The organism is Bradyrhizobium yuanmingense, from assembly GCF_025200905.1.
GTDB classification, from domain to species: Bacteria; Pseudomonadota; Alphaproteobacteria; order Rhizobiales; family Xanthobacteraceae; genus Bradyrhizobium; species Bradyrhizobium yuanmingense.
In genome coordinates, this window is sequence record NZ_CP104173.1 from 3,704,068 (window position 1) to 3,727,463 (window position 23,396).

A 23,396-nucleotide genomic window follows, 5' to 3' on the forward strand; every position below is an offset into this window, starting at 1 on the left:
CCGTGAACCAGCCAGCAATATCGCCGACGCTCGACACATTGTTTCAGCGCACGCTGATGCGGCAGCCGCACGCGACCGCCCTGCTCGATCCGCTCAACAAGGCACGCATCACCGGGCACCAGCCGCGGCGAATGACCTATACCGAGGCCGATACCGCCATCGAGGCGCTGTCGGCGCATTTCGTCGAATCCGGCCTGCCCGCCAATTCCGTGATCGCGATCCAGTTGCCCAACACGGTCGAATTCGTGCTGACCGTGCTCGCCGCCCATCGCGCCGGCCTCGTCGTCGCCGTGCTGCCGCTGCTCTGGCGCCATGCGGAACTGACCGCAGCGCTGAACCGCACCGCCGCGCGCGCCATCGTTACCATGAGCACGGTCGACGGCGTCAGCTATGCCGATCTCGCCATGCACGCCGCGGCCGAGGCGTTCTCGATCCGGCACGTCTACGGCTTCGGAAGCGACCTGCCCGAAGGCATGGCTTCGCTCGACGATGTCCTGGCACGCCCGCCCGGCACCACGCGCGCCGTGATCCAGGACGGCCGCAAGGCGGCCATGATCTCCTTCGACGTCACGGCGGAGGGCTTCCGTCCGGTGCCGCGGCCGCATTTCAGCCTGATCGCGGGCGGCCTTGCGATGTCGCTCGAAGCCGACATCAAGCAGGGCGCGACCGTGATGGCGGCGTTCACGCCGATGTCGTTCGCAGGGCTCGCCTCCTCGCTCGCGGTGTGGCTGCTCTCGGGCGGCACGATGGCGCTGCATCATCCGTTCGAGAACGATGTGCTGGAGCAGCAGATCAACGAGCACGAATGCGAGGTGCTGATCGCGCCGGCGCAGCTCGCGCTGCGGCTCGGCGATGCCGACCTCGCGGCGCGGATGCCGACTTTGCGCAACGTCATCGGCCTGTGGCGCGCGCCCGAGCAGGTCGCGGCGAGCGATGCCTGGATTGCGCCGCATGCGCCGCTGACCGACGTCTACCTGTTCGGCGAGGCCGGATTGTTCGGCGCCCGCCGCGGCGAGGACGGCATGCCGGTGCCGGTGATGCCGGGGCCGCACGGCGCTCCGCGCGAGCAGTCCGGCTCCTCCATCGCCGGCGAGATCCTGCTGACGCCGAAGGGCACGCTTGGCCTGCGCGGCGCGATGGTGCCGATCGCGGCCTACGCCCCGCCGCAGCCGGTCGGCGAGACGCTGACGGCGCAGCCGCCGCGCGACTATGTCGACACGGGCTATGCCGCGCGGCTCGATCGCCCGAGCGGCGCGATCTGCATCACAGCGCCGCCCTCCGGCATCATGGCCGTCGGCGGCTATCGCTTCCTCTCCAACGATCTGCAGGAATGGGCGCGCCGGCTCGGCCAGGGCGCGCTGCTCACGGCGCTGCCCGACCGCCTCTCCGGCCACCGGCTCGCCGGGCGCGCCCAGGACAATGCCCGCGCCCGCGAGGCGCTCAGCGAGCTCGGGCTTAACCCCCTGATGGTCGAGGCTTTTCGCGACCGCTCCGGGCCGGCCTAGGCGCGGTTTCAGCGCCTGCGTTGACGCAGCATTAAGGCGGCCAAACTAGATTGCGGCGGCAAATTGTTGCGCGATCAGAGTTTTTACATGTCCCAGGCGGGCCCGATCCTGTTTGTGTCCGATGCCGAACGCCCCGCCTTCGTGGCGGCGCTGGACGAGGCCCGGCTCTTCCCTGTCGTCGACACCGACTGGACCAGCGCGCCGCGCGCGGTCGAAGAGGTGCAGCCGGCCGCGGTTCTCGCTGCGGTCCATGCCGGGCACGAGCCGCATGTGACGCGGCTTGCTCAGAAGATCGCCGCTCAATCGCCTTACCTGCCCTTCGTGGCCCTGGATGCGGCGGGCACGCTGCCGCACAACGCCCTGCCCTTCTCCTCGCGCGGCGGCAATCCCGACCGGCTGATCGCGCGGCTCCGGGCGGCGCTGCGCGTGCGGACATTGCACGCAACGGTTCTGCGCCGGCTGCCCGAAGTGAAAGTCGCGCTGCCGCAGGGCGATCCCGCACGCGATGCCACCGTGCTCCTGATCGGCCGCGGCGCGGCTTACCCTGCGCTCTCCGTCGCGTTCGGCGAACGCGTCGGCGTGGTCGGTGCGCTCTCGATCGAGGCTGCCGCGAAACACCTCAACACCCGCGATCTCGACGGCGTCGTGCTCGCCGAAGGTTTTACCGCGCGCGTGACCGATGCGTTTCTGACCGTGCTCGCCGAGGACACCCGCTTCCGCAGCCTGCCCGTGGTCGTCACCGCCCACCAGCTCACCCAGAGCTACGACCTGCCCAATCTCGAGCTGATCACCGGCGAGCCGCCGAGGATCGCGGCCAACGCGCTGCCCTTGATCCGCCAGCACGCCATGGAAGCGCAGCTGAGCCGCACGCTACGCTCGATCGATGCCGGCGGCTGGCTCGATCCGCGCAGCGGCCTGCTCACGGTGGAAGCCTTCGCCCGCGATTTCGCCAAGGCGGTCGAGCAGACGCTCGCCCGCGGCGGCGGCCTCTCGGTCGCGCGCTTCGCCTTCGATCCCAACAATCCCCGCGCCCAGCTCGACGCCGCCCGCATCCTCAGCCGCCTGATGCGGCAGATGGATTTTGGCGCCGCGCAGAAGGACGGCTCGGTCATCGTCGTGTTCGCCGAGACCGACTTCCGCACCGCGCATATGATCGCGCGCCGCCTGTCGGCGGTGATGCGGCACACCTCCAACGGCAAGCACGAGATGCGCAGCGATCCCGTGGTCAGCGTGGACTCGCTGTCGCCGTCGGATACGGCAAGGTCCTTGCTGGCGCGACTGTCGGCGGACGCGTCAAGGGCGGCGTCTTAGCTTTCTCGCGGGCTGTCGCAATAACCACCGTCATTGCGAGCGCAGCGAAGCAATCCAGAATCCCTCCGCGGAAAGACTCTGGATTGCTTCGTCGCAAGGGCTCCTCGCAATGACGCGGTGAGGCCGGTGCCTCTACGCCGCCTTCTTGCTCTCGGCGAGCTGCGCCAGCTGTCGCATGATCTCCGTGGTGCCCGCGAGCCGCTCTTCCGGCGTTTCCCAGTCCTGCAGGAACACCACCTTCATGTCGGGGCGCACCTTGGCGGCCTGGCCGTAGCTGCGGATGAAGCTCACGAGGCGCTCGGGATGGGCGAAGGAATTGTCGCGGAAGACGATGACGGCGCCCTTCGGGCCGGCGTCGATCTTCTCGACATTGGCCCGGCGGCAGAACGCCTTGATCGCGGCGACCTTGAACAGATAGCGCACCTCGTCCGGCAGCACGCCGAAGCGGTCGCGCATCTCGGCGCCGAAATTCTCGATCTCCTCTTCGGTGTCGAGATCGGCCAGGCGCCGGTACAGCGACAGCCGCACCGAGAGGTCGCTGACATAGTCCTCCGGAATCAGCACGGGCATGCCGATAGTGATCTGCGGCGACCAGCGGTCGGCGGCGGGCTCGGAGACGCCGGCCTTGAGGTTGACGATCGCCTCCTCCAGCATCGACTGATAGAGCTCGAAGCCGACCTCCTTGATGTGGCCGGACTGCTCCTCGCCGAGCAAATTGCCGGCGCCGCGGATGTCGAGGTCGTGCGAGGCGAGCTGGAAGCCGGCGCCCAGCGTCTCTAGCGACTGCAGCACGGTGAGCCGGCGCTCGGCCTGCGCGGTGATCTTCTGCTGCGCCGGCAGCGTGAACAGCGCATAGGCCCGCAGCTTGGAGCGGCCGACGCGGCCGCGCAGCTGGTAGAGCTGGGCAAGGCCGAACATGTCGGCGCGATGCACGATCAACGTGTTGGCGTTGGGGATGTCGAGGCCGGACTCGACTATGGTGGTCGACAACAGAACGTCGAACTTGCCGTCGTAGAACGCGGTCATGATGTCCTCGATCACGGCCGGCGGCATCTGGCCGTGCGCGACCGCGACCTTCATCTCGGGCACGTTCTTGTCGAGGAAGTCCTTGACCTCGGCGAGATCGTCGATACGCGGCACGACGTAGAACGCCTGGCCGCCGCGATAGCGCTCGCGCAGGAGCGCTTCGCGGATCATCAGGGGATCGTGCGGGGCGACGAAGGTGCGCACCGCCAAGCGATCCACCGGGGGCGAGGCAATGATCGAGAGCTCGCGGACGCCGGTCAGTGCCAATTGGAGCGTGCGCGGGATCGGGGTTGCCGACAGCGTCAGCACGTGCACCTCGGCGCGCAGTGCCTTCAGCCGCTCCTTGTGGCTGACGCCGAAATGCTGCTCCTCGTCGACGATGAGCAGGCCAAGGTCGCGGAATTTGATCGCCTTGCCGAGCAACGCGTGGGTGCCGACGACGATGTCGACCGAGCCGTCGGCGATACCCTTCTTGACCTCGTTGAGCTGCTTGGTCGGGATCAGGCGCGAGGCCTGCGCGACATTGACCGGGAAGCCTTTGAAGCGCTCGCTGAAGGTCCGGTAGTGCTGACGCGCCAGCAGCGTGGTCGGCACCACGACCGCGACCTGCTTGCCGTCGAGCGCCACGGCGAAGGCGGCGCGCAGCGCCACCTCGGTCTTGCCGAAGCCGACGTCGCCGCAGATCAGGCGATCCATCGGGCGGCCCTTTTCGAGATCCTTCAGCGTGGACTCGATCGCGCCCAGCTGGTCCTCGGTCTCGTCATAGGGGAAGCGTGCGCAGAACTCGTCGTAGACGCCCTGCTGCACCGGCAGCTTCGGCGCTTCGTGCAGCATGCGTTCGGCCGCGATCTTGATCAGCTCGCCCGCGATCTCGCGGATGCGGTTCTTCAGTTTTGCTTTTCGGGTCTGCCAGCCCGAGCCACCAAGGCGGTCGAGCTCGACCGTGGTTTGATCAGAGCCGTAACGCGATAAGAGCTCGATGTTCTCGACCGGCAGGAACAGCTTGGTCTCGGCGGCATAATGCAGCTCGAGGCAGTCATGCGGCGCGCCGGCGACGTCCAGCGTCTGCAGGCCGATGAACCGGCCGATGCCGTGATCGACGTGGACGACGATGTCGCCGGCGGTGAGGCTCGTCACCTCCGAGATGAAATTGTCGAGCTTGCGACTGGCCTTGCGCGGCCGCACCAGGCGATCGCCGAGGATGTCCTGCTCGCTGATGACGGCGATCTCGTCAGTCTCGAAGCCGCTCTCGAGGCCGAGCACGGCGAGCATGGTCTCGTTGCGCGGCGTCGCCTGCACCGTCCGCCACGAATTGACGCTGGTGGTGTGGGCGAGCTTGTGGTCGCGCAGCATCGAGGTCATGCGGTCGCGCGAGCCCTCCGTCCACAGCGCGATCACGACCTTCTTGCGCTGCGCCTGCAGCGCCATGACGTGGCTGACCACGGACTCGAACACGTTGACATTGCTGTCGTTGCGCTCCGGCGCGAAATCGCGGCCCTTGCGCGCACCTGCATCGACTACGCCGGTGCCGTCGGTCGGCACCGAGAACGGCGTCAGCCGCGCCAGCGGGATCGCGCCGAGGCGCTTGGTCCATTCCTCCTCGGTCAGGTACAGCCGGTCGGGCGGCAGCGGCTTGTAGATCGCGCCGCCGCCGGGATGCTCCATCGCATCGCGCCGGGCCTCGTAATAGTCGAGGATCTGCTTGAAGCGCTCGCGCACGGCGTCCTCGGCCTGCGGCTCGATCGCGATTGCCGCGCCTTGCAGATAATCGAACAGCGTGTCCATCCGGTCCTGGAACAGCGGCAGCCAGTGCTCCATGCCGGGATGGCGGCGGCCCTCGCTAACAGCCTCGTACAGCGCATCGTCGCGCTCGGGCGCGCCGAATTCGGCGACATAGCCCATGCGGAATCTTCGGATGGTGTCGGTGACGAGCTGGAACTCGGAGACCGGCACGAGGTCGAGCGAGCGCATGTCGAGCAGCGTGCGCTGGGTCTCCGCGTCGAAGGAGCGGATCGATTCCAGGCTGTCCCCGAAGAAGTCGAACCGCACCGGCTGCTCGAGGCCCGCCGGAAACAGATCCAAAATGCCGCCGCGCACGGCGTATTCGCCGGGCTCGCGCACGGTGGAGGAGCGGTTGTAGCCGTTGTGCTCGAGCCAGGCGACGACGGTGTCCATCGGCACGACGTTGCCCGGCGCGACCGACAGCGCCTGCGCCGCGACCAGCTCGCGCGCGGGCACGCGCTGCACCACAGCGTTCACCGTGGTCAGCACGATCAGCGGCTTGTCGCTGCCGGTGAGCGAGGCCAGCCGCGCCAGCGTGGTCAGGCGCTGGGCGAGAACGCCGCCATGCGGCGAGACGCGGTCATAGGGCTGGCAGTCCCAGGCCGGGAAGGTCAGCACCGGCAGATCGGGCGCGAAGAACCTAAGTGCGCGTTCGAGCGACTGCATGCGCCCGCCGTCGCGGCAGACCACGGCAAGGCTGACCGCCGGCTTTTTCGGCCGCGCCGCGATGGCGCGCGCGAGATCGGAGACGACGAGGCCTTCGGCACCTTCCGCGACATTGGCGAGCGTCAGCGCGCGGCCGGGCGCGAGCAGCTCGGCCGGAGATTTCATTCCCTGCTTCATGCGTTGCCGTCCGCGATCGGAAACGCCTTGATGCGGGCAAACAGCGCGCCGGCGACGTCGGCCGGCAGCACCTTGTCGCCGGTGATGGCGGCATACAGATCGGGATCGTTGACCTCGAGCAAAGTCTCGAGCTGGCTCAGCTCGTCATCGGACAGATCGCCGATCTCGGCATCCGCGAAGCGGCCGAGGATCAGGTCCATCTCGCGCGTGCCGCGGTGCCAGCAGCGGAACAGAAGCCGCTTGCGGCGGTCATCCAGCCCGCTGCTCGATCGTGTCGTTCCCGTCATGTCTCAAATCCAGTCAAACGCAGAAAGCCCGGACGTGCCGGGCGGGGGTGATATAGCCACTTGGACCCCCGGTGTCAGCCCTTGATTTGGCATGGCCGGAGCTCGCGGGCGGCTACGAAAAAAGACGTGGATGCCCGGCATAAAGCGGGGCATGACGGGCCGAAACGATCCTAGATTCGCTCTCATGCGCCCCAGCCTGCTTAATCCGCTGTTTGCTCCCGTGACCAGCCTGTCCGGCGTCGGTCCGAAGCAGGACAAGCTGTTGCAGTACCTGCTCAGCCGCAGCGAGACGCCGCGGCTGGTCGATCTGCTCTTGCATCTGCCGAGCCAGGTGATCGACCGCCGGGCCCGGCCGAAGATCCGCGACGCGGCCGTTGGAACCATGGTGACGCTGGAGGTTACCGTCGATCGTCACCGCCCGCCCCCGCCGCGCAATTCGCGCGCGCCGTATCTGGTCTACGCCAGCGACGATACCGGCGACGTGGTGCTGACCTTCTTCCGCGCCAAGCCGGGCTTTGTCGAAAAGCTCTTGCCGGTCGGCGAGAAGCGCTTCGTCTCCGGCACGCTGCAGATGTACGACGGCATCCCGCAGATCGTGCATCCCGATCGCGTGCTCGACGAGGAGGCGATCTCGAAGCTGTCGGGGATCGACCCGGTCTATCCGCTGACGGAAGGCCTCGCGCTGGGATCGCTCCGTCGTGCCATCGCGCAGGCGCTGCAAAAGCTTCCCGCGCTGCCGGAATGGATCAGCCCGGAGGTGCTGCGGCGCTGCGACTTCCCGCCGATCGCGGAAGCGCTCAACCGCGTGCATCAGCCGGTCGAGCTAACCGACATCTTGCCCGACCGGCCGTTCTGGTCGCGCCTCGCCTTCGACGAGCTCTTGGCCGGCCAGCTCGCGCTCGCCCTGATCCGCGCGCAGCTGCGCCGTCCCGCGGGCGTGCGCAATGCCGGCGACGGGCATCTGCGCAACAAGATCATCGATGCCCTTCCCTACGCGCTCACACCGTCACAGCGCAACGCTGCGGCGGCGATTGCCGAAGACCTCAAGCAGGCGCTGCGCATGCTGCGCCTGCTGCAGGGTGACGTCGGCTCCGGCAAGACCGTGGTGGCGCTGCTCGCGGCCGCCGCGGTCGCCGAGGTCGGCAAGCAGGCCGCGTTGATGGCCCCGACCGAGATCCTGGCGCGCCAGCACATCAAGACCATCGCTCCGCTCGCCGAGCGCGCGGGATTGCGTGTCGCCATCCTCACCGGCCGCGAGAAGGGCAAGGAGCGGCGCGAGATCATCACCGAGCTCGCCGACGGCGAGATCGACCTGCTCGTCGGCACCCATGCGCTGATCCAGGACGATGTCGTCTTCAGGGATCTCGCGCTCGCCATCGTCGACGAGCAGCACCGTTTCGGCGTGCGCGAGCGCCTCGCGCTGACGTCCAAAGGCGAGGCTGTCGACGTGCTGGTGCTGAGCGCAACGCCGATCCCGCGCACGCTGGTGCTGACCTATTTTGGCGACATGGACATTTCCGAGCTGCGCGAAAAGCCGGCCGGCCGCCAGCCGATCGATACCCGGGCCGTGCCGATGAGCCGCATCAGCGAGGTCATGGAAGGCGTCGGTCGCGCGCTCGAAGCCGGCAAGCTGGTCTACTGGATCTGCCCGCTGGTCGAGGAGTCGGAGGCGGAGGGCACCGAGCATCTCACCAACGCCACCAAGCGTTTCGAGACCCTGCAAAAGCGCTTCGGTGACCGCGTCGGGCTCGTCCACGGCCAGATGAAGGGCACCGAGAAGGACCGCGTCATGGCCCAGTTCGCCGCGCACGAGATCGGCCTGCTGGTCGCGACCACCGTGGTCGAGGTCGGCGTCGACGTTCCGGCCGCCACCATCATGGTGATCGAGAACGCCGAGCGTTTCGGCCTTGCCCAACTGCACCAGCTGCGCGGCCGCATCGGACGCGGCTCGGAGGCCTCGACCTGCATCCTGCTCTATGGCGAGCCGCTCGGCGAGATGTCGAAGGCCCGGCTGAAGGTGATCCGCGAGACCACCGACGGCTTCCGCATCGCCGAGGAAGATTTGAAGCTGCGCGGCGAAGGCGACGTGTTGGGCGTGCGCCAGAGCGGCCTGCCCGGCTACCGCATCGCGCGTCCGGAGGTGCACGGCCAGCTGATCGCCCAGGCCAGAGACGAAGCGCTGCGGATCCTGAAGGACGATCCGAAATTAAAGGGCGAACGCGGCGAAGCGCTGCGGTGCCTGCTGTATCTCTATGAGCGCGACGAGGCGATTCCGCTGATCGGAGCGGGCTAACTTTGAGGCAGTGCCGCAAGGTTCGTGACAGACGCAAAGGCACCGGAACCTCCACGTCATTGCGAGCGCAGCGAAGCAATCCAGAATCTTTCCGCGGAGGCAGCCTGGATTGCTTCGCTGCGCTCGCAATGACGTGTTGAGAGAGCGAGAATGCGCGCGATCAGGCCTTCTTCCGCGCGATGCTCGCCGCGAAGGTCTTCATCAACGCGGCATCCACAGCCTCCCCCTTCGCATCCTCCGCCAGATGCTCGAACCACCGCGCAAAGCCCTCGTAGATCTGGCTGGCCGGATGATCGGGCCCGAGGAATCCTGAAATCTCCCGCATCTCGGCGACCCAGCGATAGGCCTTCGGGATCATGTCGGGCAGCGCGACTTCGAGCCGCGCCAAGATGGCGGGCTGGCTCAGCGCGAGCTCGTCGCGCAGTGCATCGGCCGCGCCCGCCTTCGTGGCTGCGATCACCATCGCCGATCCGATGCCGGCGAGGCCCTTGACGATGCCGGCATAGGACATTTTCAACGCCGAGGCCGCGCCGACCGGGCCTTCGACGATCCGCACGTCGAGGCCGAGATCCCCAAGCACGGCAACGTCCTTGGCATGCTCGCCCGACATGTAGAAGGCCGGGCTCTTGCCACCTGGCTGCGGCGGAAAGCCGATGATGCCGGCATCGACGAACGGCGCCTGCGCCGACCCGATGATCTCCTCAAGTCTTTGCACGGTATCGACATTGACGGCGTTGCAATCGACCACGACCGGCTTCTTCTCGCGCCTGACGATCAGCGCGGCCAGCCGTTCGGCCAGCGCGACGGCTTCGCCCGGCGGCACGATCGAGAGGATGATGTCGGCGTCCGCGATCGCATCGTCCTCGGCGCCGACCATTCCGGCGTCCGCGGCGCGTTTGCGCGTCGCCTCGCTCCGCCCCTTGAGCGACGTCAGCACGCGCGCACCGTTCTCGCTGAGGCGGCGGGCCACGGCGCTGCCCATCGCGCCGGGGGCGAGGATCGCAATGGTTTTGGACATCGTGCACTCCAGGTCGAATTCCGAGCGGCAGGTTCGGTCGACCTGAGCCTAGCAGAGGACGAATGCGCCCGCGTGAACGCGACCATCCCGCAACGGAATGGCCCTACTCCGCCTTCGCAGGCTCGGGCCGGAGCGTGGAGGCATTGGCGATACGCGCGGCATTCGCCATGCCCGCAAGCGCGGCCGCCTTCTTCGGATCGGGCGACGAGCCCGGCTGCACCACGCCGGCCGACATGATCAGCGTCGCGGCGTCCTCGGCGGTGAGATCGACCTCGATGATCTTGCTCTTGGGGACATAGAAGAAAAAGCCGGTTGTCGGGTTCGGCGAGCACGGCAGGAACACCGACACGTGCTCCTCCTGCCCCGGCAGGCTGCGCGAGATGTCCTCGTTCGGCGACTGCGAGATCAGCACGATCGACCACATGCCCGGCGAAGGAAACTCGACAAGGCCCACTTTCCGGAAGCTCGAGCCCTTGCCCGAGAACAGCGTCTCGAACACCTGCTTCAGGCCGCGATAGATCGCGCGCACCGCCGGGATCCGGCCGAGAAAGGTCTCGCCGACATCGACCAGCGTGCGGCCGATCAGATTGGCCGCGAGGAAGCCGACCAGCGTCAGCGTGAAGAATGCGACAATCAGTCCCCAGCCGGGAATGACGTAGGGAAGATAGGTTTCCGGCCGGTAGGCCAGCGGCACGAACGGCCGCACCACGCCGTCGACCCAGGTAACGAACCACCAGACCAGATAGAGGGTGATCGCAATCGGCCCCGTCACCACGAGGCCGGTCAGGAAATAATTGCGGAAACGGCCCATCAGGCCGGTATGCGGTTCCGGAACGGGATCAAGAGGCGCAGGCGCGTCGTCGCGGGGGGTCATTCGGGTTCCAGGTCGGTCGCTACCACAAGCTAGGGTCTTCTAGCAGGTTTTGGAAGAGAGCGGCCGATCGATATCCAGATTGCCTATTCCACGGTCACCGATTTTGCGAGGTTGCGCGGCTGGTCGACGTCGGTCCCCATCACGACGGCCGTGTGATAGGCGAGCAGCTGCACCGGGACGGCATAGACCATCGGCGTGAAGGCTGCTGCCATATCGGGCATGACGATGGTGACGAGGGACTCGACCGTCGCCTCCGCCGCGCCCTTGGCATCGGTCATCAGGATGATGTTGCCGCCGCGCGCGGCGACCTCCTGCATGTTGGAGACGGTCTTCTCGAACACGCGGTCGTGGGGTGCGATGACGACGACCGGCATGGTCTCGTCGATCAGCGCGATCGGGCCGTGCTTGAGCTCGCCGGCGGCATAGCCCTCGGCGTGGATGTAGGAGATCTCCTTCAGCTTGAGCGCGCCTTCGAGCGCCAGCGGGAAGCTGGTGCCGCGGCCGAGATAGAGCACGTCGCGCGACTTGGCAATCCGGTGCGCCAATTTCTCGATCTGGAGCTCGCTCGTGAGCGCATCGGCCATCAGGCGCGGAACCTCGACGAGCCCGTGGACCAGCTTGGTCTCGTCCTCGTCCGACAATTCGTCGCGCGCCTTGCCGGCCGCGATCGCAAGGTTTGCCAGCACCATGAGCTGGCACGTGAACGCCTTGGTCGAGGCGACGCCGATCTCCGGTCCCGCCAGCGTCTGCAGCACCGTCTCGCTCTCGCGCGCGATCGTCGAGGTCGGCACGTTGACGACCGCGATCGTGTGCACGCCCTCGGCCTTGGCATAGCGCAGCGCCGCCAGCGTGTCGGCGGTCTCGCCCGACTGCGAGATGAAGATGGCGAGGTCGCCCTTGCGCAAGGGCGCCTCGCGGTAGCGGAATTCGGAGGCGACGTCGACCTCGACCGGCAGGCGCGCAAAGCGCTCGAACCAGTATTTGGCGACGAACCCGGCATAGCTCGCTGTGCCGCAGGCGGTGATGTTGATGCGCTGGATGTTCTTGAAATCGAACGGCAGCGCGACCGGCAGCGCGACGCGCTCGGTTGCCATGTCGACGTAGCGCGCCAGCGTGTGGCCGACCACCTCCGGCTGCTCGTGGATCTCCTTGGCCATGAAGTGACGGTAATTGGCCTTGTCGACCAGCGAGGTCGAGGCGGCGTGCCTGATCTTGTCGCGCTGGACGGCATGGCCGTCCTTGTCGAAGATCGCGGCGCTCTTGCGGGTCAGCACCACCCAGTCGCCGTCCTCGAGATAGCTGATCGTGTCGGTGAACGGGCCGAGCGCGATGGCGTCCGAGCCGAGATACATCTCGCCGTCGCCGTAGCCGATCGCCAGCGGCGGGCCGTTGCGGGCGCCGATCATGAGGTCGTTGTCGCCAGCGAAGATGAAGCCGAGCGCGAAGGCGCCGCGCAGGCGCGCCAGCGTCAGCTTCACCGCTTCCACGGGCTTATTGCCGCGCGTGAGCAAATCGTCGACGAGATGCAGCACGATCTCGGTGTCGGTCTCGGTGTGGAACACCGTGCCCTTCTTTTCGAGCTCCTCGCGCAGCTCGCGGAAATTCTCGATGATGCCGTTGTGGACCACGGCGACGCGCTCGGTCGCGTGCGGGTGGGCGTTGTTGACGGTCGGCTTGCCGTGGGTGGCCCAGCGCGTGTGACCGATCCCGGTGGTGCCCTTGAGCGGCTCGGCCTCCAGCCGCTTCTCCAGATTCTTCAGCTTGCCCTCGGCGCGGCGGCGCTCCAGGTGCTTGCCTTCGAGCGTGGCCACGCCCGCGGAATCGTAGCCGCGATATTCGAGGCGTTTGAGCGAATCCACCAATTGCTCTGCAACCGGCTCGCGCCCGAGAATGCCGACAATCCCGCACATGCGGATCACTATCCCCCAATCGTCGAAAAATCGCCTAAACGACGCGCTTGGTTTTTAGCGAAAATCGCAGGGAACCAGATACTCAATAATTATTGCTGATTGAGACAGCACGGGCCCGCGACCGCTGCGTCGTCTGCGTCGAATTGGCCGGCTTAAACCGCGCACGTTAACCGATTGTCAATACATTTGGCCAACGATTCCGGTCAGGAGAACCAGGCCATGAAAGGCTCATCCGACCGCAAGGGTCTGTCGTCGATGAATCTGCGCGCCAGCGAGACCACGGGCACGCACCTTGCGCATTGGCCGCCGCCGCTGCGCGGCAAAGAGAACAAGCCCCTCTTCATCAAGCATCCCGAAGGCGAGCCGGTGAAGCGCGCCAAGCCGCGCGGCTGGCGCCTGACCCGCGCGATCTTCTCCGAATTCGCCGACGAAGAATAGCGCCGCTCACGTCTCCGGCTTCTTGCCGCCGGTCTTCATCTCGCGATAGCGCGCCGCGCCGCCTTCCCGGATGGTCTGCGGGCTCCGCTCCAGCGCCATCGCGTCGTCGGGGACGTCCTTCGTGATCACCGAGCCCGAGCCGATATAGGCACCATTGCCGATCGTTACCGGGGCGACCAGCGAGGAGTTGGTGCCGACGAAGGCGCCCTTTCCGATCACCGTCTTGTGCTTCTTGAAGCCATCGTAGTTGCAGGTGATGGTGCCGGCGCCGATGTTGGAATTGGCGCCGACGGTGGCGTCGCCGATATAGGAGAGATGGTTGACCTTGACGCCGGCCTCCAGCGTCGCCGCCTTGGTCTCCACGAAATTGCCGATGCGCGCGCCGTCGCCGAGCGAGGTGCCGGGACGCAGCCGCGCATAGGGTCCGATCGAGACCTTCCTGCCGAGCGTAGTCTCGACGATATGCGAGAACGAGTGGATCACCGCGCCGTCCGCGATCGACACGCCGGGGCCGATCACCACGAACGGCTCGATCGTCACGTCCTTGCCGAACACGGTGTCAGTGGACAGATAAACCGTCTCCGGCGCGATCAGCGTGACGCCGGCCTCCATTGCCGCCTTGCGCAAACGCGCCTGCATTACGGCTTCGGCCTCGGCGAGCTGCGCCTTGGTGTTGATGCCGCGCACCTCGTCCTCGCTGGTTTCGATCACCACCGACTCCCATCCCTGCCTGCGGACGATTTCGACCGCATCCGTCAGATAATATTCGCCCTTGGAATTGGCATCGCCGATCTGCCCGAGAATGTCGAGCGCACGGCGGCCGTCGATCGCCATCACGCCGGCGTTGCACAAATCGATCTTGCGCTCGTCCGCGCTGGCGTCGGCCTGCTCGCGGATCGCAACCAGGCTGTCGCCCTCGACGATGAAGCGGCCGTAGCCGGTCGGGTCGGCGGCGCGAAAGCCGAGCGCGGCAATGGCTGCGCCGCGGGCGAGCGGCGCGCGCAGCCGCGCAAAGGTCTCGGCCGAGATCAGCGGCGTGTCGCCGAACGCGATGAGGAGATCGTCGGCGCCGCTCGCGATCGCCTCGCGCGCCGCCAGTACCGCATGCGCGGTGCCGAGCCGCTCGGCCTGCACGAAGGTCAGCGCGTCGGGACGGATGCGCTTGGCTTCGTCGGCGACCGCCTGATGATCGGGGCCGATCACCACCGCGAGCGAGGTGCCGGTTCCCTTGGGTGCGGCGGCGAGCACGTGCGCGAGCAGACTCCGGTGCGCGACCGGATGCAGCACCTTCGGCAGGCTCGATCGCATGCGCGTGCCTTCGCCGGCGGCGAGCACGATCGTGAGGCTGGAACGGGCGGTCATCGAAATCCTGATAGCTATGGCCGAATCAAATTGGCGCGGACGGGCGGCAACGCCCTCGGAAGCTATCGCCTTGCTACCCCCGCAAACGCCCGGAATTCAAGTGCGGCGCGCTTTTCCTGTTAATGTTCCCTGATTGATTCGGGGAAGCCGGACGGGGCTGGGCGCTTAACATTCATGGCAAAGGAATCCGACCCACTGGCGGACGCTTTCTCCACCAAGGAGACCGGCGGGCTGTTCTCCGGACTTTTGGCCGAGGAAAGCGCCTTCGACCGGCGCATGATGTGGCGGCTGGGCTCGTGGGGCGTGGCGGCCGTCGGCGCCGTCGTCATTGCCCTGATGGCCAACCAGGCCCAGCTCGGCTGGCGGCGCGACCAGGTTGCGTCCGCCGATCTCGTGCGCCAGGCCGACCGGCTGCAGCTGCTGACCAAGGAGAGCCAGAACGAAGCGCGCCGGCTCGCCGCCGCGATCGAGACGCTGAACAGCGACCGCGACCGGCTGTATTCGCGCGTCACCGTGCTGGAGCAAGGGCTCGATTCCGTCACCGGCGCCATTGCCAAGCAAGCGGCCGCGCCGCCGCCGGGCGCGAAGCCGCAGGACGCAGCACCCGCGGCTCCCAATGTCGCGCCGGTTGCTTCGACGCCGACGGCGACGAGCGAGAAGCCGCGCAGCGAAGCCGCCAAGGATGCTCAGAAGGATTCGCCAAAGGATGCTCAGAAGGAAACGTTGAAGGAGCCGCCGAGCCCGCCGCCGCAGACCGCGGCCGCCGCCTCGCTCGTGCAACAGAATCCGGCCATGACTTCGGCGCTGCCGACCATTCCGCTGGTGCCCGCCAAGTCGCTCATGGCGCCACCTGATCCGGCCGCATCGAAACTGATTCAACCTGAGACAGCCGAGCAGAAGGCCGAGCCGGCGCCCGCCGCAGCCGAAATCGTGGCGGCAGCAACCAAGCCGCCAGAGCCAGCCGAGAGCGAATCCCCTGCCATCGCCGTTCAGCAGACGCGCTTTGCGATCGATCTCGGCGGCGCCAACTCGATCGACGGCCTGCGCGCGCTCTGGCGCGGCGTGACCAAGTCCAACCCGGAGATCGCAGCGCTGCGGCCGATCATCATGATCAAGGAAGGCAACACCGGCCTCGGCATGCAGCTCCGCCTCGGCGCCGGCCCCCTGGTCAATGCCGCCGCCGCCGCAAAATTCTGCGCGGGTCTCGCCGAGAGCAATCGTCACTGCGAGACCACCGTGTTCGATGGCCAGCGCCTGTCGATGCGTGGCGGTCCGGACAAGGTACAAGACAAGACGCAAGAGAAGACTCAGGACAGAGTCCCGGACAAGGGTTCGGAGACAAGCCAGGACGCTGGCCCTCCAGCCGAAACGGCGCCTGTGTCGAGCGCGAAGCCTGAAAAGCCGCAACGCCGCCGCAGCTACTCCTCAAAACGCACCAAGCGCGACGAGCCCGCCCCCGCTCCCGCCGCGCAGCCGGCGCCAGCACCGGCGAAACCGGAGGCGGCAGCGTCGTCCGCGGGATCGACGCTGTCGTCGTTCTTCAGGCGACAATGACGCCTCGGTCCCGGCGCGCACGCAGCCAGCATGCGACCAACGGACGCTTGGACCTCGGCCGCGCTTGGCAGCAAGTTCGCAGGTCCATGTCCGACGTGCGCGAAGCGTCGCCCCTCCAGAAACGCGGGTCTTGATGAACGAACTGGATGATGTGCTGAGACTGCTCGTCGCGGCGGCTACGGGCCTCGTGATCGGCATCGACCGCGACATGAACGACAAGCCGGTGGGCATGCGCACCCTGGCGCTGGTGGCCTTGGGCTCTGCGCTGATCTCGATTTCCGTGATCGAGTTTCAGAATTTGCGCGACCACCCGGATGCAGTCTCGAGGGTGGTCCAAGGCATTGTTACCGGCGTGCTGAGCGGCGTCGGCTTCATCGGTGCGGGCGTCATCCTGCACGACGTCAAGGCCAAGACGGTTCATGGCCTCACTACCGCGGCGACTGTCTGGATCGCTGCCGGTCTTGGCATCGCCTGCGCGCTGGGCGCCTGGCTGCTGGTGGGCGCCGCCATCGCAGTCACGTTATTCGTGCTGTTCGCGCTCAGCTGGCTCGAACGTCGCCTGGGGTTGAAGTAAGTCTGGTAGTCGCACATGGCCGGTGAGCGGCTTCATGCCTCCGCCCAAGTACCAAATGATACGAACGAGACCAACCTGACACGGCACACTCCGTACCGGACTTGATTCGGAGCGGAGATGACGGACGCGAACTTTCTGCGGGAGCAACTCGCGTTGATCCGCGAACTGGCCGAGCGGGCCGATCCCCACATCAGGAAGCGACTGCTCGCCTTGGCTGAAAAATACGAGCGCCGGCTGGCGGAGCAGAGCCGGAACACGCAAGGTCGCAGCTGATCGTCCTTGATCGCCCTTGGCGCAGGCGATGACCTATTCCATGCGCGCCTTCTCCTTCAGATCGCGGATGCGCATCTCCGCCTCGTCCTTGGACTGGACGATGTCCGACCAATCCTCGACCCGCGCCTCCTTGCTCAGCCTCTTGAGCTCGCTCAGCTGCTCCTGCGTCGGCTTGTCCATGCCTCACTCCTAGGCGGTGTTGGCAACACAATGTTGAGAACCAGCGGGAGGCTCGCGTGTTCCTGGAGAGTGCCCGGGCGGATCAACAGAAACCTCGCCTGCCCTGTTGCCTGGCCGCGCCTTCCCGACCATATTGCGGCCATGACAAAGAAGCCCTTCCGCCTCACGCCCTACCAGGTGCAGTTCCTGCTCGTGGTCGGATTCGTCACCGTCGGCTGCGCGCTCTACGTGCGCTATCTCGCGATCGAGTTTTCGCAAGTAGCGCTCGCCTGCGACGCCGGGCTTCAGACCCTGGTCTGCAAGTCGCGCTCGGTCTCGACCGTGCTGTTCAAGAATTCGGTGTTCGGCATCGTGGCGCTGGTGGTTGCGACGCTGAACCTGATGCGGCCGTCGATCGTGCTGCTGACCGTCGGCCTCATCGCCGCCGGCCTCGGCATCGTGCTCTACAATGTCGTGCTGTCGGGCCTTGCGATCGGCCTGCTTATTCTTGGCTTTGCTCGGCCCGCGCCCGCCACAGCGTGAGCGCGAACAACAGATAGATCGCGCAGGTCCATAGCGACTGCCAATTGTCGCGACCTTCGTTGAACAGCACGTACACGGCGGACAGCGCCAGCACCCCCGCGAACACCGCTTCGGCGATCGGACGCTGGCCGATCTGCGGCCGGTTCAGCATCAGAAGCGCAAACGGCACCACAGCCATCGTCAGCGCGGCGTAAGGAAAATCCTTGTAACGCGGATCGAACACGAAGCCGAGCGCGGTCGCGGAAGCGATCACCGCGGTCACCGCCAGCGTCAGGCCGAGCACCGCCGTGAGCTTCGACCATTTCCGGCCCTCGCGCGGGCCGAGCAGGTCGAGGAAGGTCGGCAGGCTGCGGCCGATCACCATCGCCTGCGCGCAGAAGATCGGCGACAGAATGCCGGCCAGCAGCAACGCGCCCCAGAGCAGCCAGCCGCCGATCCCGTAGCTCTCGTAGTACATCTTGTCGGCGCCGATCCCGAGCAGGATTCCGGCGGTCGTCGCCGAGATGCCGACGCCGAGCCAGGCCGGGAAACGCGGTGTCCACGGCCGGCGGCGCAGCGTGATCAGCGCGACAGCGAACACCAGCACGGAAAGCCCCATGCCGGCGCCCATGTACCATTTCCAGTACGGGAAATTGCTGATCGGCTGTCCTGGCGGATATTTCAGGCTCCTGCGCACCGAGTCGTAGAGGCCCCAATAGCCGCCGACGGTGCCTTCCAGCCTGCGCTTCCAGGGCTGGTCGTAGGACTCGATGAGATTGACGCGGAACTTCTGCGCCTTCGCAAGGCCGAGGATTTCCGAGACGACGCGCGCCTGATTGGTGCGCGAGGGCAGTGCGCCGTCGCGCATGCGGCCCGCGCTCGGCCAGCCGGTTTCGCCGATCAGGATCTCCTTGCCGGGAAACGCCACCGCCATGCGCTCGCGGATCTGTTCGACATGGGCGGCAGCGAACTTCGCCCTGATCGGAAAATCCTCCCAATAGGGCAGGATATGAATCGTGACGAAGTCGACGGCGTCATACACCTCGCGGTTCTTCAGCCAATATTCCCACACATCGGCATAGGTCACGGGCACGCCGACCTGGGTCTTCACCAGGCGGATGAGAGCGACGAGGTCCGCCGTCGTCATCTCACCGCGCAGCAGCACCTCGTTGCCGACGATGACGGAGGTGATGACGTCAGGGAATTGCTTGATGAGGCGAATGGCGAGCCCGGCCTGCTCGTAGTTCTTGGTGCGGTTGCTCGAGAGCCAGATGCCCTGCAGCACCTTCATCCCGCCGACCTTGGCGGCGATCGCCGGCACCTGGTCGAGCCCGTTCTCCAGCGAATAGGTGCGGACGCAGTCGGTGATCTCCTTGAGCTGGCGCAGGTCCTGTTCGATCTGGTCGGCATCGATATGGGTCCATGCGTCCAGCGGCGACTGCTCGCCGCGGAACGGCGCGTAGGAGACGCATTGAACCTTGTCGGCGGGATCGATCGGGGCGCGCGCGAGCGTGATCGGCGTGGCAAGCCACCACCACACGGCAGCGATCGCACCCAGTGAGACGAGCAGAAGCGCCAGTGGCGTACGAAGAGAAATCGGTTCCGTCCTCCGCGAAGGGCCGTCGATTACCTTCTCGCACGCCGTCTGCCAAGGGGGCACGTCCGGTGGATCCCTTGCGCCCCCAAGGAATTTACCTGCGCCGGTTCACCGGGATCTAGGATCGTGACTTTGCTGGACAAAATTCGAAATACAGGTCATGGACTCCGAAAGACTTTTCCGCCGCATTGGAGACCCATTTGGACGCCATCAGCTAGCGCGTCCGCGGGGCTCCTGACGCGGACGGCCAGCGGATACATTGGGGAATTCATGCGGCAACGGGTGTTCGAGTCACGAAATGCGGTCCTGCGGCAGTTCGCCGCCACCTTGGCCGTCTCCTGCCTGCTCGTTCTGACCGGTGCTGGCGGCGCCTCCGCCCAGAGCGGTCCGCCGGGCCCCGAACAGGGCAAGGCGGCAGCCCAGCCCGCCGACGCCGCCAAGGACGCCGCCCAGAATCAGCGCCGCACCGACGAGTTCGCGGAAGCCGCCCAGGTCATCAACGGCCCGGCCGGCAATCCCGAATGCGTCTGGCTCGGCCGGCGCGTGGTGCGGCTGATGTGGCGGGACGACCTCGATACCGCATTCCGTCATCTCGACCTCTACGACCGCTTCGGCTGTCCCGGCGGCCACATCCAGGCCGCGTTCCGCTGCCTGACCCGTTTCGGCGGCCAGATCGACCCCAAGGTGGCCGAAACTCTGGATAGCCGCGTGCACGCGTGCTGGATCAACCCGGCCGCCCAGCCGCAGCAGGCGGCGGCCGCGGCCGCTCAGCCGGCAGCGCCGGCCGCCAATGCGCAGCCGCAGCCCGCCGCGAGCCCCTCGCCTGCGGCAAGCCCGTCCCCGACGCCGGCGAAATAGCCCAAGCCAAAATCGCTCCGGTCGTTTCAGCTGCCGTTCAGGAACGACCGGCCATAGAGACGGTTGGCACTGCCGCGCGTCGTTCGAAAAGGCCATGCCCTCATAAGGACATGAGGCCATGACAGTTGTGAAACCGCGCGGCAGAGATATGCTCCCTTTGCCGCGGACTTGGTCGGATCTCGGGGTCGGATCCGCTTCCCTGCCACCTCAGCCCCTATTGGTTTAGCCGCGATGCGCGTTGTCGCCGCCGTTCTGTTGCTCGTGTCTGCGCTCCACGCAGGCAGTTGGGGAGTCCTGCGCGACAGGGAACCTGCGCCGGACTTCAAGGGCCTGGTGCCGAGCCTGTCCTATACGCCGTTCGAACCGGGCCATGTCGTCGACCTCAAGGTCGACCCCGACAAGATTCGCGCGGACTTGAAGAAGCTCTCGACCCTCACGCGAGCGATCCGGTCCTACACCGCGACGGAAGGCAGCGAGCTGGTGCCGCCGATCGCGGCCGAGTTCGGCCTCAAGGTCACGGTCGGCGCGTGGATCGACAAGGACGAGGATCGCAACGAGCGGGAGATCAAGGCCGCCATCGAGCTCGCCCGCAAGAACAGCAACGTGATCGGCATCGTGGTCGGCAACGAGGTGATCTACCGCGGCGAGATGAAGGTCGAGGACCTCATCAGCAAGATCAAGAAGGTCAAGAGCGCGGTCCGTGTTCCCGTGACGACGGGCGAGATCTGGAACATCTGGCGCGATTTTCCGGACCTCGCCTCCAGCGTCGACTTCATCGCCGCGCACGTGCTGCCCTATTGGGAAAACTTCCGTTCGGATCAGGCCGTCGACCAGGCCGTGGACCGCTACGACCTCCTGCGCAATCAGTTCCCGGGCAAGCGCATCGTGATCGCCGAGTTCGGCTGGCCGAGCGCCGGCTATAATTTGCGCAACGCAGATCCAGGTCCGTTCCAGCAGGCGCTGACCTTGCGCAACTTCGTCACCCGCGCCGAAGCGCTCGGCATGGACTACAACATCGTCGAAGCCCTCGATCGGCCCTGGAAATTCTTCGAAGGCGGCGTCGGTCCGTATTGGGGCGTCCTCAATGCCAGCGGCGAGCCGAAATTCGCCTGGACCGGCCCGGTCGAGAACCCCGACTATTGGAAGCTGATGGGTATCGCGCTGCTGGTCGGCGTGCTGCTGTCGTTACCGATCCTGCGGATCGAGAAGGCGACCGCGAGGCAAGCCTTCCTGCTGTCGGCGACCGCCAACGGCGTCGGCGCCTGGGCCGCGACCGTGTTCGCCTATTGGAACGGCCACTACTTCCTGTTCGGCTCCGCTTTCGCGCTGACGCTCGGCATGATCCTCCTTGTTCCGCTGGTCCTCATCGCGATGGCGCGCATCGACGAGATCGCCGCGGTTGCCTTCGGCCGGCCGCCGCAGCGCCTGATCGCCAAGAACAAGCCGGTCGAGAACGTGCCCGAGGATTACTGCCCCAAGGTCTCGATCCATATCCCCGCTTATTTCGAGCCCGTCGAGATGCTGAAGCAGACGCTGGATGCGCTGTCGCGGCTGAACTACCCGAACTACGAATGCGTGGTCATCATCAACAACACGCCGGATCCCGCCTTCTGGCAGCCGATCCAGGACCATTGCCGCGCGCTCGGTGAACGCTTCAAGTTCATCAACGCCGAGAAGGTGCAGGGCTTCAAAGCCGGCGCGCTGCGGATTGCGATGGACCGCACCGCGGCGGATGCCGAGATCATCGGCATCCTCGATGCCGACTATGTCGTCGAGCCCGATTGGCTGAAGGACCTCGTGCCTGCTTTTGCCGACCCGCGCGTCGGCCTCGTGCAGGCGCCGCAGGAGCACCGCGACGGCGATCTGTCGATCATGCACTACATCATGAACGGCGAATATGCCGGCTTCTTCGACATCGGCATGGTCCAGCGCAACGAGGCCAACGCCATCATCGTGCACGGCACGATGTGCCTGATCCGCCGCGCCGCGATGGACATGGCCGGCGGCTGGTCGAGCGACACGATCTGCGAGGACTCAGATCTCGGCCTTGCCATCCAAGAGCTCGGCTGGACCACCCACTACACGAATACCCGCTACGGCGCAGGCCTCCTGCCGGACACCTACGAGGCCTTCAAGAAGCAACGGCACCGCTGGGCCTATGGCGGCCTGCAGATCGTCAAGAAGCACTGGCGCCGCTTCCTGCCCGGCGCAAGCCGGCTGACGCCCGACCAGAAGCGCGAATATGGCCTCGGCTGGCTGAACTGGCTGGGCGCCGAAAGCCTCGGCGTGGTCGTGGCGCTGCTCAACCTCATCTGGGTGCCGATCGTCGCCTTCGCCGACATCGCCATTCCCGACAAGATCCTGACGCTGCCGATTGTCGGCGCCTTCATCGTCTCGCTGGTGCACTTCCTGTCGATGTACCGCGCCCGCGTCGCCATCAAGCCCGGCCAGATGCTGGGCGCCATGATCGCGGCGATGAGCGTGCAATGGACGGTGTCGCGCGCGGTGGCGCAGGGCCTGATCACCGAGCACATCGCCTTCGCCCGCACCTCCAAAGGCGGCCTCTCCCGCATGTCGATCGAGTTCCAGGCGTTCTGGGAAGCCGTGATCGGCACCCTGCTCCTGGTCGGCGCCGGCGTGCTGATCGCCACCAACAGCTACAAGCAGATCACCGAGATCTACATCTTCGCCGGCGTCTTGGTGCTGCAGAGCCTGCCGTTCCTCGCCGCCGTCGCCATCGCCATCCTCGAGCTCAGCCGCATCAACTCGTTCCAGTTCTGGCGCGACAGCGCGATCCGCACCGCCGAGCTGATCGGCCTGCGCCCGGTCGCGCTGCCCCACCCGACCGGCACGCCGCAGCCGGTGCCGAGCGAGGTCCGGCGGGAGACGAACTGATCCTGCTCCACGCCGGTCTTCGGCCTCGTGCCTGGAATCACGTGGTCTCCGGCGTGGATGACCGGCCGCCAATCGAGGTGAGAATTTTGGCCTAAGCGACGGATAGCCCAGGCAAATCCCCGCTCCTGCCGCGATCTTCGGCAACCACCCGCACTATTGACCTCCGCAGCCACTCCCCCTACACAGCGCGGGCCGAAGGCATGATCCGGAAACAGCCGGTTTTCCCCGCGACGCGATCTCTAGGCGAAGCGGCAAGACATGCCTCTCGAATGTCCGAACACGATGGCGATCTCTTCGAGCCATCAGCGGCCATGG

At 66.4% G+C, this 23,396-nt stretch carries 18 protein-coding genes; 10 read left to right on the plus strand and 8 right to left on the minus strand.

Annotated features, from left to right (window positions below; genetic code table 11):
• The first annotated feature begins 2 nt into the window (after nt 1-2).
• Together N2605_RS17385 and N2605_RS17390 are read left to right on the plus strand one after the other, a co-directional pair.
• Nucleotides 3-1,505 (plus strand): class I adenylate-forming enzyme family protein, encoded by a 1,503-nt coding sequence (locus N2605_RS17385; RefSeq protein ID WP_260347312.1) that lies wholly within the window; start codon nt 3-5, stop codon nt 1,503-1,505.
• A gap of 87 nt (nt 1,506-1,592) precedes the next feature.
• On the plus strand, nt 1,593-2,816 hold the full coding sequence (locus tag N2605_RS17390; RefSeq protein ID WP_260347313.1) for a GGDEF domain-containing protein: 1,224 nt from the start codon (nt 1,593-1,595) through the stop codon (nt 2,814-2,816).
• A 132-nt stretch (nt 2,817-2,948) separates the two neighbouring features.
• Here the strand turns inward: N2605_RS17390 and mfd are convergent, their stop codons facing one another.
• Nucleotides 2,949-6,467 (minus strand): transcription-repair coupling factor, encoded by a 3,519-nt coding sequence (mfd, locus tag N2605_RS17395; protein ID WP_260347314.1) that lies wholly within the window; start codon nt 6,465-6,467, stop codon nt 2,949-2,951.
• On the minus strand, nt 6,464-6,754 hold the full coding sequence (locus tag N2605_RS17400) for an FAD assembly factor SdhE (RefSeq protein WP_260347315.1): 291 nt from the start codon (nt 6,752-6,754) through the stop codon (nt 6,464-6,466). The genes mfd and N2605_RS17400 overlap by 4 nt, the downstream gene beginning before the upstream one ends.
• A 184-nt stretch (nt 6,755-6,938) precedes the next feature.
• On the opposite strand from N2605_RS17400, the gene recG reads away from it, so the two are divergent.
• Entirely contained in the window at nt 6,939-9,047 is a 2,109-nt protein-coding gene (gene recG / locus N2605_RS17405; protein ID WP_260347316.1) for an ATP-dependent DNA helicase RecG, read from the plus strand.
• A gap of 160 nt (nt 9,048-9,207) precedes the next feature.
• Here the strand turns inward: recG and N2605_RS17410 are convergent, their stop codons facing one another.
• The 3 genes from N2605_RS17410 to glmS all read right to left on the minus strand — a co-directional run bounded on the left by N2605_RS17410 (nt 9,208) and on the right by glmS (nt 12,849).
• Nucleotides 9,208-10,065, minus strand: a complete 858-nt coding sequence (locus N2605_RS17410) for an NAD(P)-dependent oxidoreductase (protein ID WP_260347317.1) — start codon at nt 10,063-10,065, stop codon at nt 9,208-9,210.
• A 103-nt stretch (nt 10,066-10,168) separates the two neighbouring features.
• Complete coding sequence (locus N2605_RS17415; protein WP_036012517.1) at nt 10,169-10,939, minus strand: DUF502 domain-containing protein; 771 nt, start codon at nt 10,937-10,939, stop codon at nt 10,169-10,171.
• Between the two features lie 83 nt (nt 10,940-11,022).
• Nucleotides 11,023-12,849, minus strand: coding sequence for a glutamine--fructose-6-phosphate transaminase (isomerizing) (gene glmS / locus N2605_RS17420; protein ID WP_260347318.1), 1,827 nt, complete (start codon nt 12,847-12,849; stop codon nt 11,023-11,025).
• Nucleotides 12,850-13,068: 219 nt separating this feature from the next.
• Here glmS and N2605_RS17425 point away from each other — a divergent pair, with 219 nt between their 5' ends.
• On the plus strand, nt 13,069-13,287 hold the full coding sequence (locus N2605_RS17425; RefSeq protein WP_225133654.1) for a hypothetical protein: 219 nt from the start codon (nt 13,069-13,071) through the stop codon (nt 13,285-13,287).
• A 6-nt stretch (nt 13,288-13,293) separates the two neighbouring features.
• Here the strand turns inward: N2605_RS17425 and glmU are convergent, their stop codons facing one another.
• Nucleotides 13,294-14,649 carry a bifunctional UDP-N-acetylglucosamine diphosphorylase/glucosamine-1-phosphate N-acetyltransferase GlmU gene (gene glmU, locus N2605_RS17430; protein WP_225186100.1) on the minus strand — a complete coding sequence of 452 codons (1,356 nt, stop codon included), beginning with the start codon at nt 14,647-14,649 and terminating at the stop codon, nt 13,294-13,296.
• Between the two features lie 174 nt (nt 14,650-14,823).
• On the opposite strand from glmU, the gene N2605_RS17435 reads away from it, so the two are divergent.
• The 3 genes from N2605_RS17435 (at nt 14,824) to N2605_RS17445 (ending at nt 17,050) form a co-directional block, all read left to right on the plus strand.
• The gene (locus tag N2605_RS17435) at nt 14,824-16,203 is read left to right on the plus strand and encodes a hypothetical protein (RefSeq protein ID WP_260347319.1); all 1,380 of its coding nucleotides are present in this window, start codon (nt 14,824-14,826) and stop codon (nt 16,201-16,203) included.
• Between the two features lie 133 nt (nt 16,204-16,336).
• Nucleotides 16,337-16,777: an MgtC/SapB family protein gene (locus N2605_RS17440; protein ID WP_036012541.1), complete on the plus strand. Its 441-nt coding sequence runs from the start codon at nt 16,337-16,339 to the stop codon at nt 16,775-16,777.
• A gap of 117 nt (nt 16,778-16,894) precedes the next feature.
• Nucleotides 16,895-17,050: a hypothetical protein gene (locus N2605_RS17445; RefSeq protein WP_225156856.1), complete on the plus strand. Its 156-nt coding sequence runs from the start codon at nt 16,895-16,897 to the stop codon at nt 17,048-17,050.
• A gap of 33 nt (nt 17,051-17,083) precedes the next feature.
• Here the strand turns inward: N2605_RS17445 and N2605_RS17450 are convergent, their stop codons facing one another.
• Nucleotides 17,084-17,230, minus strand: a complete 147-nt coding sequence (locus N2605_RS17450; RefSeq protein ID WP_156447140.1) for a hypothetical protein — start codon at nt 17,228-17,230, stop codon at nt 17,084-17,086.
• Between the two features lie 141 nt (nt 17,231-17,371).
• On the opposite strand from N2605_RS17450, the gene N2605_RS17455 reads away from it, so the two are divergent.
• A complete protein-coding gene (locus N2605_RS17455) occupies nt 17,372-17,752 on the plus strand; it encodes a hypothetical protein (RefSeq protein ID WP_036012544.1) in 381 nt (126 codons plus the stop codon).
• Here N2605_RS17455 and N2605_RS17460 read toward each other — a convergent pair.
• Complete coding sequence (locus tag N2605_RS17460; protein WP_225139965.1) at nt 17,712-19,271, minus strand: glycoside hydrolase family 17 protein; 1,560 nt, start codon at nt 19,269-19,271, stop codon at nt 17,712-17,714. The genes N2605_RS17455 and N2605_RS17460 overlap by 41 nt on opposite strands.
• Nucleotides 19,272-19,598: 327 nt before the next feature.
• On the opposite strand from N2605_RS17460, the gene N2605_RS17465 reads away from it, so the two are divergent.
• Both N2605_RS17465 and N2605_RS17470 read left to right on the plus strand, forming a co-directional pair.
• Nucleotides 19,599-20,186, plus strand: a complete 588-nt coding sequence (locus N2605_RS17465; RefSeq protein WP_036012549.1) for a hypothetical protein — start codon at nt 19,599-19,601, stop codon at nt 20,184-20,186.
• 231 nt (nt 20,187-20,417) lie between these two features.
• Nucleotides 20,418-23,081, plus strand: a complete 2,664-nt coding sequence (locus N2605_RS17470) for a glycosyltransferase (RefSeq protein WP_109143693.1) — start codon at nt 20,418-20,420, stop codon at nt 23,079-23,081.
• Nucleotides 23,082-23,396 lie beyond the last annotated feature (315 nt).

Excerpts from the sequence above, each read along its gene's own strand:
- N2605_RS17390 (WP_260347313.1), top strand. The coding sequence starts at position 1,593 with ATGTCCCAGGCGGGCCCGATCCTGTTTGTGTCCGATGCCGAACGCCCC.
- mfd (WP_260347314.1), bottom strand. The coding sequence starts at position 6,467 with ATGAAGCAGGGAATGAAATCTCCGGCCGAGCTGCTCGCGCCCGGCCGC.
- N2605_RS17400 (WP_260347315.1), bottom strand. The coding sequence starts at position 6,754 with ATGACGGGAACGACACGATCGAGCAGCGGGCTGGATGACCGCCGCAAG.
- recG (WP_260347316.1), top strand. The coding sequence starts at position 6,939 with ATGCGCCCCAGCCTGCTTAATCCGCTGTTTGCTCCCGTGACCAGCCTG.
- N2605_RS17410 (WP_260347317.1), bottom strand. The coding sequence starts at position 10,065 with ATGTCCAAAACCATTGCGATCCTCGCCCCCGGCGCGATGGGCAGCGCC.
- N2605_RS17415 (WP_036012517.1), bottom strand. The coding sequence starts at position 10,939 with ATGACCCCCCGCGACGACGCGCCTGCGCCTCTTGATCCCGTTCCGGAA.
- glmS (WP_260347318.1), bottom strand. The coding sequence starts at position 12,849 with ATGTGCGGGATTGTCGGCATTCTCGGGCGCGAGCCGGTTGCAGAGCAA.
- N2605_RS17425 (WP_225133654.1), top strand. The coding sequence starts at position 13,069 with ATGAAAGGCTCATCCGACCGCAAGGGTCTGTCGTCGATGAATCTGCGC.
- glmU (WP_225186100.1), bottom strand. The coding sequence starts at position 14,649 with ATGACCGCCCGTTCCAGCCTCACGATCGTGCTCGCCGCCGGCGAAGGC.
- N2605_RS17435 (WP_260347319.1), top strand. The coding sequence starts at position 14,824 with ATGGCAAAGGAATCCGACCCACTGGCGGACGCTTTCTCCACCAAGGAG.
- N2605_RS17440 (WP_036012541.1), top strand. The coding sequence starts at position 16,337 with ATGAACGAACTGGATGATGTGCTGAGACTGCTCGTCGCGGCGGCTACG.
- N2605_RS17445 (WP_225156856.1), top strand. The coding sequence starts at position 16,895 with ATGACGGACGCGAACTTTCTGCGGGAGCAACTCGCGTTGATCCGCGAA.
- N2605_RS17450 (WP_156447140.1), bottom strand. The coding sequence starts at position 17,230 with ATGGACAAGCCGACGCAGGAGCAGCTGAGCGAGCTCAAGAGGCTGAGC.
- N2605_RS17455 (WP_036012544.1), top strand. The coding sequence starts at position 17,372 with ATGACAAAGAAGCCCTTCCGCCTCACGCCCTACCAGGTGCAGTTCCTG.
- N2605_RS17465 (WP_036012549.1), top strand. The coding sequence starts at position 19,599 with ATGCGGCAACGGGTGTTCGAGTCACGAAATGCGGTCCTGCGGCAGTTC.
- N2605_RS17470 (WP_109143693.1), top strand. The coding sequence starts at position 20,418 with ATGCGCGTTGTCGCCGCCGTTCTGTTGCTCGTGTCTGCGCTCCACGCA.